The 13,630-nt window shown below is 66.1% G+C and carries 9 protein-coding genes; 5 read left to right on the top strand and 4 right to left on the bottom strand.

Translation table 11 applies throughout. From position 1 onward, the window contains the following. Positions 1-12: 12 nt before the first annotated feature. Positions 13-876: a sulfurtransferase gene (locus OKW39_RS06725; protein WP_429361996.1), complete on the bottom strand. Its 864-nt coding sequence runs from the start codon at positions 874-876 to the stop codon at positions 13-15. 314 nt (positions 877-1,190) lie between these two features. On the opposite strand from OKW39_RS06725, the gene dnaE reads away from it, so the two are divergent. Then, positions 1,191-4,757 (top strand): DNA polymerase III subunit alpha, encoded by a 3,567-nt coding sequence (gene dnaE, locus OKW39_RS06720; RefSeq protein ID WP_429562305.1) that lies wholly within the window; start codon positions 1,191-1,193, stop codon positions 4,755-4,757. Positions 4,758-4,805: 48 nt separating this feature from the next. Here the strand turns inward: dnaE and OKW39_RS06715 are convergent, their stop codons facing one another. Continuing rightward, positions 4,806-5,567, bottom strand: a complete 762-nt coding sequence (locus tag OKW39_RS06715; RefSeq protein ID WP_090803668.1) for a glycosyltransferase family 2 protein — start codon at positions 5,565-5,567, stop codon at positions 4,806-4,808. Between the two features lie 241 nt (positions 5,568-5,808). On the opposite strand from OKW39_RS06715, the gene msbA reads away from it, so the two are divergent. Then, a complete protein-coding gene (gene msbA, locus OKW39_RS06710; protein ID WP_429361995.1) occupies positions 5,809-7,602 on the top strand; it encodes a lipid A export permease/ATP-binding protein MsbA in 1,794 nt (597 codons plus the stop codon). Between the two features lie 124 nt (positions 7,603-7,726). Continuing rightward, entirely contained in the window at positions 7,727-8,779 is a 1,053-nt protein-coding gene (locus OKW39_RS06705; protein WP_429562304.1) for a glycosyltransferase family 2 protein, read from the top strand. Between the two features lie 43 nt (positions 8,780-8,822). Here the strand turns inward: OKW39_RS06705 and OKW39_RS06700 are convergent, their stop codons facing one another. Beyond that, a complete protein-coding gene (locus OKW39_RS06700) occupies positions 8,823-9,839 on the bottom strand; it encodes a glycosyltransferase family 2 protein (RefSeq protein WP_429562303.1) in 1,017 nt (338 codons plus the stop codon). Positions 9,840-10,020: 181 nt separating this feature from the next. Here OKW39_RS06700 and OKW39_RS06695 point away from each other — a divergent pair, with 181 nt between their 5' ends. Next, on the top strand, positions 10,021-11,127 hold the full coding sequence (locus OKW39_RS06695) for a glycosyltransferase family 4 protein (protein WP_429562302.1): 1,107 nt from the start codon (positions 10,021-10,023) through the stop codon (positions 11,125-11,127). Between the two features lie 45 nt (positions 11,128-11,172). On the opposite strand, the gene OKW39_RS06690 is transcribed toward OKW39_RS06695, so the two are convergent. Next, positions 11,173-12,474: an O-antigen ligase family protein gene (locus OKW39_RS06690; protein WP_090803677.1), complete on the bottom strand. Its 1,302-nt coding sequence runs from the start codon at positions 12,472-12,474 to the stop codon at positions 11,173-11,175. 293 nt (positions 12,475-12,767) lie between these two features. On the opposite strand from OKW39_RS06690, the gene OKW39_RS06685 reads away from it, so the two are divergent. Continuing rightward, positions 12,768-13,613 (top strand): glycosyltransferase family 2 protein, encoded by an 846-nt coding sequence (locus tag OKW39_RS06685; protein ID WP_429562301.1) that lies wholly within the window; start codon positions 12,768-12,770, stop codon positions 13,611-13,613. Positions 13,614-13,630 lie beyond the last annotated feature (17 nt).

The raw sequence follows: 13,630 nt of genomic DNA, 5'->3' as shown, positions 1-13,630 counted from the left end.
CCCCGGCTGTCATTACGCGGCGCACGCGGCCTTGCTGTCCGGATGGCACGCCGGACAGGTCTTGCCCGCGACGTACATCGGCGATTGCTGTTGCTCGGGCGTGACCACCGCGCGGCAGCCGAAGCATTGCGCGGTCGCGGTCGGTTCGAGTTGCGGATTCAGCGCGGTGCGGTAGTCGAACACGAAGCAGTCGCCGTGATAATGCGCGCCGCCCACTTCCTCGAAGTATTTGAGGATGCCGCCTTCGAGCTGGTACACGTTCTCGATGCCGACCTCCTTCATATGGATCGCGGCCTTCTCGCAGCGGATGCCGCCCGTGCAGAACGACACCACCGTCTTGTCCTGGAGATCGGCACGGTTGTTCTCGATTACCTCGGGGAATTCGCTGAACTTCGTGATCCGATAGTCGAGCGCGTTGTCGAACGTGCCGACGTCGACTTCGAACGCGTTGCGCGTGTCGAGCATCACGACCGGACGGCCTTCGTCGTCGTGACCGCGGTCGAGCCAGGTCTTCAGCGTCGGCGCGTCGACGAACGGTGCGCGGCCGAGCTCGGGGCGGATCGCCGGCTTTTTCATCGTGATGATTTCGCGCTTGAGCTTGACCAGCATGCGCGTGAAGGGCTGCTTGTCCGACAGGCTTTCCTTGAACTGCAGATTCGCGAACTTGCCTTCGAACAGCGCGTCGTGGCGAATGTAGTCGATGAATGCGTCGGTGTTCTCGCGCGTGCCGGCGATGAACAGGTTGATGCCTTCCGGCGCGAGCAGGATGGTGCCACGCAGGCCGAGCGCATTGCAGCGTTCGGTGACGAGCGGGCGCCAGGCGGCGGTGTCTTCGATGGTCGCGAATTGATACGCGGCGAGATTGACGATACTCATGTGTGTTCTGCGGTAAAGATGGCCGGCGTGGCGAGGGGCGGCGGGATGTGCCGCCGCTGTTGCGCCCCGTATGAGACCCGGGGTTTGACGCGCGGGTTCGCGCGCGTTTGCCTCGCGTTTGCCGCGCGTTTGCCGGTTAAATGGCCACGTCGAGAGAGGCGAAACCTCTATTATCCCTCAACCCGGCATTTTCCCCGACCTGGCCGAATGGCTAACGAGTTGCGCTAGCGCAAACAGCGCTCGCGCCGACCTCGTCCTGGCCGCATGGCCAACGCGCCGTTTTGACCTGAAATCCGCGGAAGGGTGGAGTTACAATGTCGCCCATGTCAGATCCCCGCTTCGTTCATCTCCGCGTTCACTCCGAATTCTCGATTGCCGACGGCATCGTGCGTCTCGACGACATCGTCGCGGCGGCGGCCAAAGACGGTCAGGGCGCGCTCGCGCTTACCGACCTCGGCAACGCGTTCGGCCTCGTCCGTTTCTACCAGGAAGCGCGTGGCAAAGGGATCAAACCCATTGCCGGCTGCGACGTCTGGATCACCAATCCTGACGACCGCGACAAGCCTTCCCGCCTGCTGCTGCTGGTCAAGGACCGCCGCGGTTACCTGAACCTCTGCGAATTGCTCAGCAAGGCCTCGCTGACGAACCAGTATCGCGGCCGCGCGGAAATCGAAGCCGGCTGGCTCGAATCCGGTCTGGGCGAAGGGCTGCTCGCGCTGTCGGGCGCGCAGCAGGGCGACATCGGTCTCGCGCTGGCGGCCGGCAACGAAGAGGCGGCGAAGCGCCACGCGCAGCATTGGGCGAAGGTGTTCCCAGGCGGCTTCTATATCGAGCTGCAGCGCTACGGCCAGCCTGGCGGCGAGCAGTACGTGCAGCAGGCGGTCGCGCTCGCGGCATCGCTGAAACTGCCGGTCGTCGCGACGCACCCGATGCAGTTCATGACGCCGGACGACTTCACCGCGCACGAAGCGCGCGTGTGTATTTCCGAAGGCGACATTCTCGCGAATCCGCGTCGCCAGAAGCGCTTCACGGCCGAGCAGTATTTCCGCACGCAACAGGAAATGGCCACGCTGTTCGCGGACATTCCTTCGGCGCTGGCGAACACGGTGCAGATCGCCAAGCGCTGCAATCTGACGCTCGAACTCGGCAAGCCGAAGCTGCCGCTCTTTCCGACGCCCGACGGCATGTCGCTCGACGACTACCTGGTGCAGCTATCGAAAGAGGGCCTCGAAAAGCGGCTCGAACAGTTGTATCCGGACGAGGCCGAGCGCGACTCGCAACGCCCGACGTACTACCAGCGCCTCGAATTCGAGTGCGGCACGATCATCAAGATGGGCTTTCCGGGCTACTTCCTGATCGTCGCGGACTTCATCAACTGGGCCAAGAACAACGGCGTGCCGGTCGGGCCGGGCCGGGGTTCGGGCGCGGGTTCGCTGGTCGCCTATGCGCTCGGCGTGACCGATCTCGATCCGCTGCGCTACAACCTGCTGTTCGAGCGTTTCCTGAATCCGGAGCGGGTGTCGATGCCCGACTTCGATATCGACTTCTGCCAGCACGGCCGCGATCGCGTGATCCAGTACGTGAAGGAGAAATACGGCGCGAACGCGGTGTCGCAGATCGCGACGTTCGGCACGATGGCGGCGAAGGCGGCGGTGCGCGACATCGGCCGCGTGCTCGATCTCGGCTACATGTTCACGGACGGCATCGCGAAGTTGATCCCGTTCAAGCCGGGCAAGCACGTGACGATCGCCGACGCGATGAAGGAAGAGCCGCTGTTGCAGGAGCGCTTCGACAACGAAGACGAAGTGCACCAGCTGCTCGAACTCGCGCAGCGCGTCGAAGGCTTGACGCGTAACGTCGGCATGCACGCGGGCGGCGTGCTGATCGCGCCGGGCAAGCTGACCGATTTCTGCCCCTTGTACACGCAGGGCGACGAAAGCGGCGTCGTCAGCCAGTACGACAAGGACGACGTCGAAGCGGTCGGCCTCGTGAAGTTCGACTTTCTGGGCCTGACCACGCTGACCATTCTGGATTGGGCCGAGCGCTACATTCGCCGCCTCGATCCGTCGAAGCAGGACTGGTCGCTCGCCCAGGTGCGGCTCGACGATCCGGCGTCGTTCTCGATCCTGAAGAAAGCGAATACGGTCGCCGTGTTCCAGCTGGAAAGCCGCGGCATGCAGGGCATGCTGAAGGACGCGCAGCCCGACCGCTTCGAAGACATCATCGCGCTCGTTGCGTTGTACCGCCCGGGTCCGATGGACCTGATCCCGAGCTTCTGTGCGCGTAAGCACGGCCGCGAGGTGGTGGAATATCCGGACCCGCGCGTCGAACCTGTTCTGAAAGAGACCTACGGCATCATGGTCTACCAGGAGCAGGTGATGCAGATGGCGCAGATCATCGGCGGCTACTCGCTGGGCGGTGCCGACCTGCTGCGTCGCGCGATGGGTAAGAAAAAGCCCGAGGAAATGGCCAAGCACCGCGAAATTTTCGCGGAAGGCGCGGCCACCAACGGCCTCACGCGCGAGAAGTCCGACGAAATCTTCGACCTGATGGAGAAGTTTGCGGGCTACGGCTTCAACAAGTCGCACGCGGCCGCCTACGCGCTGCTTGCGTACTACACCGCGTGGTTGAAGGCGCACCATCCGGACGAATTCATGGCGGCCAACATGTCGCTCGCGATGGACGACACGGACAAGGTCAAGATCCTGTTCGAAGACTGCCTCGCGAACAAGATGGCCGTGCTGCCGCCGGACGTGAACCTGTCCGCGTATCGCTTCGAGCCGGTCGCCGAAGCCGACGGCAAGCGCTCGCGCACGATCCGCTACGGTCTCGGCGCGATCAAGGGCAGCGGCCAGAACGCGATCGAAGAAATCCTGCGCGCGCGCGAGGAAGGCCGCTTCATCGACATCTTCGATTTCTGCAACCGCGTCGATCGGCGCATCGTCAATCGTCGCACGATCGAGGCGCTGATTCGCGCCGGCGCGTTCGACACGCTGCATCTGAACCGCGCGCAGCTGATCGCGTCGGTGTCGCTCGCGATGGAAGCGGCCGAGCAGGCGGCGGCCAATGCGCTGCAGGCCGGCCTGTTCGACATGGGCGACGCGCCGTCGCAAGGCCACGAACTCGTTGACGAACCGGAGTGGCCGGAAAAGCGCAAGCTGCAGGAAGAGAAGGCCGCGCTCGGTTTCTACCTGTCGGGCCATCTGTTCGATGCATACAAGGACGAAGTGCGTCGCTTCGTGCGCCAGAAGATCGGCGAGCTGAAGGAAGGGCGCGACAAGCTGGTCGCGGGCGTGATCGTGTCGCTGCGCACGCAGATGACCCAGCGCGGCAAGATGCTGATCGCGCTGCTCGACGACGGCACCGGCCAGTGCGAAGTGACGGTGTTCAACGAGGTCTTCGAAGAGCACAAGCAGTTGTTCAAGGAAGACGAGCTGCTGGTCGTGCAGGGCCAGGCGCGCAACGACGCGTTCACGGGCGGCATCCGCTTCACGGTCGAAACGGTGATGGATCTCGGCCGCGCGCGCTGCCGTTACGCGGACTCGCTGAAGGTGCAGATGAACGGCAACGCGGACGCGCAGGCATTGCGCCGGGTGCTCGAAGCGCACACCGCCGGCAAGGACGAGCCGTCCGCCACAGCCGCACCGGCGGCCGCGCCGCGCGGCAATGGCGGTGGGCGTGGCGGCTTCGGCGGCGACGGCGGCCGTCAGCGTCAAGCGGTGCAGATTCCGAACGGGCTCGCGGTGCAGGTCGTTTATCGCAGCGAGCATGCGCAAGGCGAAATGCGTCTGGGCGACGCGTGGCGCGTGAAGCCGACCGATGAACTGCTCGCCGCGCTGCGCGGCGAGTTTGCGGGAAGCTCGATCGAAATCGTGTATTGAGCGCGGTCCGCGGTATGGATGGGCCAGTGCCGCGTGTACCGGCTAGCCTTACCGCCCGCCCGTTTTTTCCAGGCGCGCCAGCTTCAGAAACCGGTAGTACACCGTCTCCGCATTGAACAGCGCGATCATCAGCCCGGTGCGGCCATCCAGAAAACCGCGCCGCAGCAGATAAGTCCGCACGAACGCCCACAGGCCGCGCCCGAGCGCGAGTCGAATGCTGCCTTTCTGCCCGGCCTCGTAACGCTGCCGCGCGCCGGCCGTCGAATACGCGTCGAGCTTGCGCAGCACACCCTCGTAGTCCTCGTACGAGTAGTGCATCAGCTTGCCGGTCAGGCGTTGCGCGGGCGTGTCGAACACGAGGCGCTCGTGCACGAGGTCGTCGGAGAAGCGCGCGGTGCCGCGTTTGAAGAGGCGCGGAATCCAGTCGGGATACCAGCCGCTGTGATGAACCCAGTGGCCGCAGAAGCTCGACAGACGGTCCACCGCGTAGACGTCGGCGGCGGGCGCGGCGAGCGTCGCGCGAATCGATGCGGCAAGTTCCGGCGTGACGATTTCGTCGGCGTCGAGCGAGAGGATCCAGCTGGTGGTCAGTGCATCGACCGCGCGGTTCTTTTGCGGGCCGAAGCCCGGCCAGTCCGTCTGTTCGATGACACGCGCGCCGTGCGCGCGAGCGATGTCGGCGGTGCCGTCGGTGCTGCCGCCGTCGATCACGACGATCTGGTCGGCAAAGGCCACGGCCTGCAGGCATTCGGCGAGCCGCGCCGCCGCGTTCCGGGTGATGATGGCAACGCCAAGAGTGGTTTCTTGCATACCTGAGTTGCGTGGAGGACGAAGTGACGGAGCGGGTCGCGACCCGGCAATCGAGCAGCGAGTATACACATCTCATCCGTCCCCACACCACGGCACCGATCCGCCGGGCGCTGCGCGCATGTCGTCGCGCGCCGAGCGCCGGCCGTCATCTGCAACCGATTACAATGCTCTTTTTTGATGTTTCACGCGGCCGTCCGATCATGCGCCGCGTGCTCGCCGTTCCGCATTTCCAGAGGATTCCTTGAGCGCGAAGCCAACGTTAAGCAAACCCATGGGTGCAGGCGATGCGTCGTCGCCGGCCGTCGTCCTGCGGCGCCTGTGGCCTTTCATCAAGCCGCTGCTGGGGGTCGGGGTCGGCGCGATCATCGCGATGGCGGTGAGCGCCGGCACCGACGCCGCCATTCCCGCGCTGCTCAAGCCGCTGCTCGACAAGGGCTTCGGCTCGCACGCAGTCGACACGACCAAGTGGCTCGTGCCGATCGCGGTGATCGGCCTCGCGCTGATTCGCGGCGTGTCGCAGTACGCGTCCGGCTATCTGCTCGCGTACGTGTCGAACAAGATCCTGCTCGAGCTGCGTCTGAAGATGTTCGACCGCATGATCCACACGAGCGTCGCGTTCTTCCAGCGCGAAACCGCGAGCACGGTGATCAACGCGATCGTCTTCGAGGTCAATCAGATCCTGAACGTGCTGCTGAGCGTGATGGTCACGCTCGTGCGCGACTCGCTGACGGTGATCTTCCTGCTCGGCTATCTGTTCTATCTGAACTGGCGCCTGACGTTGATCGTCGCGGTGCTCCTGCCGGGCATCGGCTGGCTGGTCGGCAAGATCAATCGCCGGCTGCGGCGACTGAACCGCGAGCATCAGCTGCTCACCAACGAGCTGTCGTATATCGTCGAAGAAACGGTGGGCGGCTACAAGGTCGTCAAGGTGCATAACGGCGAGCAATACGAGACGGACCGCTTCACCGCGATGAGCCGGCGCCTGCGCGGCTACGCGATGCGCATGACGGTCTCCGGTGGCCTCGCGCAGCCGTTGACGCAGTTCCTGGCGTCGATCGCGCTCGCGGTCGTGATCACGATCGCGGTGGTGCAGTCGTCGTCGGATCAGACGACGGTCGGCGGCTTCGTCGCGTTCGTCACGTCGATGCTCCTGATCATCTCGCCGCTCAAGCATCTGATGGACGTGAACCAGCCGTTGCAGCGCGGCATGACCGCGGCCGAGCTGATCTTCGGCCTGATCGACGAGCCGGCCGAGCCGGAAGGCGGCGGCAAGCCGCTCGCTCACGCGCGCGGCGAGGTCGAGTTCCGCGACGTGTCGTTCATCTACGGCACGAACTCCACGCACAACCGCCATACGCTCGACCAGGTGTCGTTCAAGATCGCGCCGGGCGAGATGGTCGCGCTCGCGGGTCCGTCGGGCAGCGGCAAGACCACGCTGGTGAATCTGTTGCCGCGCTTCTTCGATCCGACCGGCGGCGCGATTCTGGTCGACGGCGTCGCGCTGCCCGAGTACGACCTGCACGCGCTGCGCAGCCAGATCGCGATGGTGAGCCAGGACGTCGTGCTGTTCAACGACACCATCGCGCACAACGTTGCGTACGGTCAGGAGGTCGATGCGGAGAAGGTCAAGGCGGCGTTGCGCGCGGCTAACCTGTGGGACACCGTGCAGGCGATGCCGCAGGGCATCGAGACGCTCGTCGGTGACAACGGCATGATGCTGTCGGGCGGCCAACGCCAGCGTCTCGCGATCGCGCGCGCGATCTACAAGAACGCGCCGATCCTGATTCTCGACGAAGCGACGTCGGCGCTCGATTCCGAGTCCGAGCGCCACGTGCAGGCGGCGCTCGAAACGCTGATGAAAGGCCGCACCACGCTCGTGATCGCGCACCGCCTGTCGACGATCGAGCGCGCCGACCGCATCCTCGTGATGGAGGCGGGGCGGATCGTCGAGCGCGGCAGCCATCGCGAGCTGCTCGAGCACGACGGCTTGTACGCCCATCTGCATCGCATCCAGTTCCAGCAAAGCCCGGTTTGATCCGGCACATTGCGAACGGGAGCGCGGGCCGGTGTTGCGTTTAAGTCTCAATTTATTGCGCTTTTTCGGCGCTAATCGCATGCTGGCGGGCAATCACGGTCCGCCTCGCGGAAATCGACTGCCCATGTCTCACGACGATCCGAGCAAGCCGCTCGTCTCCATCGCGCTCGCGACGTACAACGGCCGCACTTATCTGCCCGAGCTGCTGGCTTCGCTCGAAGGGCAGAGCTGGCCCCATCTCGAAGTCGTGGTATCCGACGACGCCTCCTGCGACGGCACCCGCGAACTGCTCGCGTCCCATACGGGACGCGTGCCGGTGCGGCTCGTCGGCGATGGCACGCGGGCCGGCATCGTCGGCAATTTCGAGCGCGCGCTCGCCGGCTGCCGCGGCGACTACATCGCGCTCGCCGACCAGGACGACGTCTGGGCGCCCGAGAAGGTCACCGATCTGATGCGCGAGCTGCGGCGCGTGGAAAGCGCGGGCGACGCCGCCGCGACGCCGGCGCTCGCGTTCTGCGACATCGAGCTCGTCGACTCGACGCTGTGCTGTATGTCACGCTCGCTGTTCGATATCACCGCGAAGTCGCGCTGCGCGACGCGACTGCGCGATTTTCTGCTGAGCAACCATGTGCCCGGCTGCGCGATGCTCGTCAATCGCGCGACGCTCGAACGCGCGCTGCCGTTCCCGCCCGGCATCGTGATGCACGACTGGTGGCTCGCGATGGTGGTCGCGTCGTTCGGCGAGATTCGCCACGTCGCGGCGCCGCATCTGAAGTACCGGCAGCATGACGGCAACGCGGTCGGCGCGAGCGCGACCAACGAGCGCGGCGCGGCGCGCGACGAATGCGGCGCCGAGGCGGCACGACGGCGCGGCGCGAGCCGGCAGCGGCAGATCGAAGCCATCGCGGATCAGGTGCGGGTGTTCGCGCGACGCTTCGGCGCCGAGCTGCCCGTCGATGCGCGTCACGACATGTATGCGTTTTCGCGCGGTGTCGCGAGCTGGCGCGGCGCATTCGAGTTCGTGATGATCAGCCACACCGGCGAGACCTTCGTGCGCTCGGTGAAGATCCTGCGGCGCTTGCGCGCGAGCGTGCTGAGCTTCGGCGTCGAGGTGCGAAGGCCGAGTCTCGCGCGACGCTTGCGGCAGCGGCGGGGTGCGTCGCGCGGACTTTCGTGACCGATGTGGCGTCGCCAGGCACCGCGAGACCGTATCGTCGTCTTCAGGCCTTTCTGCCCCGCACGACCCGCTTGATCCAGATGCCCGGCGCGTAGACCATCGGGCAACTCGCATACAGGAACATCCGAATCCGCAGCCCGAGCTTCACGCCGGCGCTGCGCGTCACCAGCCCGAGGCGTTCGCCGAGGCTGCCCGCTTCGAACATCGCATGGATGAACTGCTCGCGCGCGAGCTTCGGCGCCATCGCCGCGCGCATGCGTTCGCCCACACCGGCGATCTGAGCGTCGCGCTGCAGTTGCGCGAGCTCCGCGAGTCCGTAGCGATTGCTTTGCCGCATCCGCGCGATCAGCTCGTCGACCGACCGGTAGCGGCGCTTGCGCGAAAGTCCGCCGCGCCGATAGCGCACCAGCGGCTCGCGCAGACTGATCGCGCCGCCCGACAGGATCGCGCGCAGCACCATGATCTGATCCTCGGCCGCGGCGCCCGGCAGCATCGGCCCGAAGCGCTCGATCAGGCGTCGCGACCACGTATGTGCCGCGCCGATCAGCCATGGACGCTCGACGAGCCAGTCGTCGAAGCTGCGATAGCGATCGAGCTCGGTCGGGCTCACGCGCTCGTGCACGTGACCCGCTTCGTCCATGTCGGCGAGATCGGTGGCGATCAGGTCGGGGCGGCGCCCATGCGCGAGCCAGCAGTCGACGACGCGCTCGCAGCGCTCGGGCGTCGACATGTCGTCGCCAGCGGCGACGAACAGCAGTTCGCCGTGCGCGAGCTGCGCGAGTTGCGACAGGTGCGCGCTGATGCCCTGGTTCACGGTATTGCGCCGTGCGATCACGCGATGCGGGCCCGCGTAGCCGGCGAGCGCCGCTTCGATCGCGGCGTAGGTGGCGTCGCTGGACGCGTCGTCGGAGACGATGATTTCGAGCGGCTCGTAGGTTTGCGCGAGCGCGCTGCGCACGGCGTCGCCGATCTGCTCTGCCTGGTTGTAGGCGATCAGCAGCATCGAGACGAGCGGGCGGGTGGTGTCGGCGGTTGCGGCGGACGGCGGGCTATCGGTCATGGAGTCGGGACGAAGGCGATTGGCCTAGATTCTAGCCGCTGACGGCCGCGCCGCGCGACGCACGCGGCAAACCCGGGCACCCCGAGCTGAGCCCGGCGAAACCCATCCTTTACAATTGCCGCTGCCCCGAAACTGCGCACCCACGGCCTCGCCCGCGCGTGCGCCTCAACGAGACCGATCCTTGTCAGAGCCAACCCGCGACGCAGCCCTCGACCCGAACCGCCGCCCCCTCACCGACATCGCGCTGACCGCCCAGGCGCTGAAGAACAGCGGCGGCGCCGAGCGTTACACGCGCGACGTGATCGCCGGCCTGCATCGCATGGGTTTGCGCCCGACGCTGTTCGCGCGCGAGATCGACCGCGCGCTGCCCGAGGCCGCGTGGATCGATGCGCAGCCGCTCGACGTACGCTGGGCGCCGCGCAAGCTGCGCAACCTCGCGTTCGACTGGCGTCTGAAGCAGCGGTTGAAGCGGCATCGTCCGGCGTGCGTGTTCTCGATCAATCACTCGACGCATGCCGACGTCGCGTTGTGCGGCGGCACGCATCCGGGTTCGCTCGAAGCCGCGGGCCGCGCGCCGCGCCGCAGCGACGAATGGCAGATCGAGCTCGAGCGGCGCGTCTACACGCGGGCGCGCTCGATCGTCGCGCATTCGCAATTGATGAGCCGCGAGTTGCAGCGTTTTTATGACGTGCCGGCCGCGCGGATCGACGTGCTTTATCCGCCCGTCGATACCGCACGCTTCAGGCCGCTCGACGCCGCCGCGCGCGCGGCCGTGCGCTGCCAGCTCGGCGTGCCCGACGATCGCGTGATGTTCGTGTTCTCGTCGACGAGTCACGAGCGCAAGGGCTATCCGCTGCTCGAAGCGTTTTTCTCGCGCACGACGCTGCCGGTCTGCCTCGTCGTCGCGGGACGCCCGGTGCCGAAAACCGGCGACACAATTCGTTACGCGGGTTACAGCAAGGAGATCGAAAAACTGTTCGCGGCCGCCGATTTTACGGTCGTCGCGTCGGCGTACGAGCCGTTCGGGCTCGTCGGCGTGGAGTCGGTGATGTGCGGCACGCCGCTCGTGATCGCCGACAACGTCGGCTCGGCGGAGACGGTGACCGGTGCCGCCAAGATCGAGTTCTCGCGGCAGACCGCGGGCAGTTTCGAGCGCGCGATCGAGCAGGCGGTCGAGCGCGTGAAGAGCGGCGCCGCGCGCATCGCGACGCCGCGCGACAGCCTCGTGTACGACCCGAGCGTCGACGCGCACGTCGCGGCGCTTTACGAGGTTTTCACGCGGGGATGAGGGCGGCGCTCCGCGCTCGGGTTGCCGCTTCTCGTCAAATCAAAATCAATCGCGCGGCTGCGTCTCGGGCACGAGCGCGGCTGGCGCCGGCGTGGTCCGCGCATCGCTTCGCAACTCGCGCTTGCGTGCATCGATCACCGCCAGCAGCGTCGCCACCAGCGAGGCGAGCAGCACCGCCACCATCATCGGCACCAGCACGTCGATAGTGAGCCCGAAGATCACCGTGCTCGCCGCGACCGCGAGACCCGCGTACGACGCGGCGCGAATCGCCGGATCGGTCGCATGCCGGTGTCGCCAGAAATACACCGTGATCCCGTAGTAGAACAGCAACAGGCAGATCACGCCGACCGCGCCCATCTCGGCGAGCGTCGAGAAAAAGTCGCTATGCGCGCGCTCGTTGACGATCTCGGCCTTCACTTCGCCGCGCTTCGCCATCACGCCGAGCTCGTCGACCAGATGGCCTTTGCCGACGCCCCACACCGGATGCCGCTCGAACATCATCCGCGACGCGTTCCACAGTTGCAGGCGCAGGCCGGTGGCCGTGTCGTCCTCGCCCTTGCGCATCATCGACACGTCGTTCGGCACCTCGGCAAAGCGCTTCTGAACCCGTTCGGTCGACAACAGACCGCCCGCCCCGATCACGATGACGAGCGTCGCGATCAGCAGGCGCTTCTTGTGCGTGAACCAGTGGTACTGCATGCCGAGCAGCACGACGAACACCGGCACGGCGACCCAGCCGCCGCGCGAGCCCGACAGAAACGATGCATAGCCGCCCGACACCAGCGCGAGCACGCGCGGCACCAGCACGCGCCAGTCGCGCGGATTGTCCCAGCCAAGCGTGAACACCGACAGGAACCCGAGCAGCAGCGCGGTATCGCCGAACGGAATCGCGTTCGTGTACGAGTTGTTCAGCCGGTTCGCGTCGGTCCAGCCGCCGGGCGGCTGATCGATGAACGCCCATGCGCCGACCGCGAGCGCGCCGGCCGCGCAGCCCCAGCCGATCAAGCGCAGATTGCGCGACGGCAATTGCCGCAGCAGCAGGAACACCAGAAGCGCGAGCACGAAACGCGACGCATTGTCGAACTCGCGTGGCAGCCAGTAGCCGAGCACCAACTGCTGCGCGCCGATCCCGACGACGAACGCGAGCATGCCGATCGTGAACCAGCGGTAGGTCCGCAACGCGGAGAAATAGCCCGGCATGCGCCGGTTGACGATGGCCGCGCCGAGCGCGAGCGCGACGAGCGCGAAAAAGCAGTAGCCGGTGCCGCCGCGCCACACCAGATTGACTGCGGGCGCGAGAAACAGCAGAGCCGACGTGAGCCAGACCAGACTGGAAGCAAAAATCATAGATCTACGTGTTATCGATGAAACACTACCGTTCCGGTGGGGAAAATTGCAGGGGGACGCCGGACCATTTGAGTTTCTCAAGACGGTAGAGCGATTCGGATTATAACCATGCGCTTCCTTGCGAAATGCTTGCTGCCGAACGCGCGGAGGTTCCGCTGGTCCGCGGCATGCGGGTGGGGCGGGCGCGGGCGGCGTCTGTCGTGCGAGCAGGCGGGGGCGGTACAATCGCGCGACATTCATGGCCGGGGCGCGGCGCATGCCGCGCCCCGCGCCCAGCTCAACGGACCGACTCGATGTTCTCAATCATCATCCCGACCTGGAACAACCTGCCTTATCTGCGCCTCGTGATCAAAAGCCTGCGCCGTCATTCGACGCATCCGCACCAGCTCATCGTGCACGTGAACGACGGTTCGGACGGCACGCTCGCGTGGGTGCGCGACGAGGGCATCGAGCACACGGCGTCGCCCGGCAATATCGGCATCTGCCACGCGGTCAATATCGCGGCGGCGTGCGCGACGCAGGACTACATCGTCTACATGAACGACGACATGTACTGCTGCCCCGGCTGGGACGACGCGCTCGTCAAGCGTCTCGCGCAGATGCCGGCCGACAACCTGTTCATGTTGTCGGGCACGATGATCGAGCCGGTCGATTCGGGCAATCCATGCGTGGTCGTGCGCAACTTCGGCCGCGACGCGCAGGCGTTTCGCGCCGACGAGCTGGTCGCCGCCGCGGCCGGTCTCGTGCGCGCCGACTGGCGCGGCGCGACGTGGCCGCCGACGCTCGTGCATCGGGACTGGTGGTTCAAGGTGGGCGGCTACAGCAGCGAACTGAGCCCCGGCATGAGCAGCGACAACGATTTCTCGATGAAGCTGTGGGACGCGGGCTGCCGCGTGTTCGTCGGCGTCGGCGACAGTCTCGTCTATCACTTCCAGCAGAAGAGCACCGGCAAGATCGTGAAGAACGACGGGCGTCGCCAGTTCCTCAACAAGTGGGGGATGACACAGGCGACCTTCGACCGCTATTACCTGCGCCGCGGCACCGCCATCGACGGCGCGCTCGCGGTCAGCGAGCCCGAGCGCACCGGCCGGCTGCGCCGTGCGCTGCTGAAGTCGCGCATCAAGCGCGCGTTGGGCTGACGGGCGTCGAGCCGGAA

The sequence above is a fragment of the Paraburkholderia sp. MM6662-R1 genome, from assembly GCF_050436245.1.
In the GTDB taxonomy this organism is placed as follows: Bacteria; Pseudomonadota; Gammaproteobacteria; order Burkholderiales; family Burkholderiaceae; genus Paraburkholderia; species Paraburkholderia tuberum.
The sequence above is the reverse complement of the archived record's forward strand: the minus strand, read 5'-3'. Positions and strand labels throughout refer to the sequence as shown.

Coding starts and splice junctions, on each gene's coding strand:
- OKW39_RS06725 (WP_429361996.1), bottom strand. CDS start 876: ATGAGTATCGTCAATCTCGCCGCGTATCAATTCGCGACCATCGAAGAC.
- dnaE (WP_429562305.1), top strand. CDS start 1,191: ATGTCGCCCATGTCAGATCCCCGCTTCGTTCATCTCCGCGTTCACTCC.
- OKW39_RS06715 (WP_090803668.1), bottom strand. CDS start 5,567: ATGCAAGAAACCACTCTTGGCGTTGCCATCATCACCCGGAACGCGGCG.
- OKW39_RS06705 (WP_429562304.1), top strand. CDS start 7,727: ATGTCTCACGACGATCCGAGCAAGCCGCTCGTCTCCATCGCGCTCGCG.
- OKW39_RS06700 (WP_429562303.1), bottom strand. CDS start 9,839: ATGACCGATAGCCCGCCGTCCGCCGCAACCGCCGACACCACCCGCCCG.
- OKW39_RS06690 (WP_090803677.1), bottom strand. CDS start 12,474: ATGATTTTTGCTTCCAGTCTGGTCTGGCTCACGTCGGCTCTGCTGTTT.
- OKW39_RS06685 (WP_429562301.1), top strand. CDS start 12,768: ATGTTCTCAATCATCATCCCGACCTGGAACAACCTGCCTTATCTGCGC.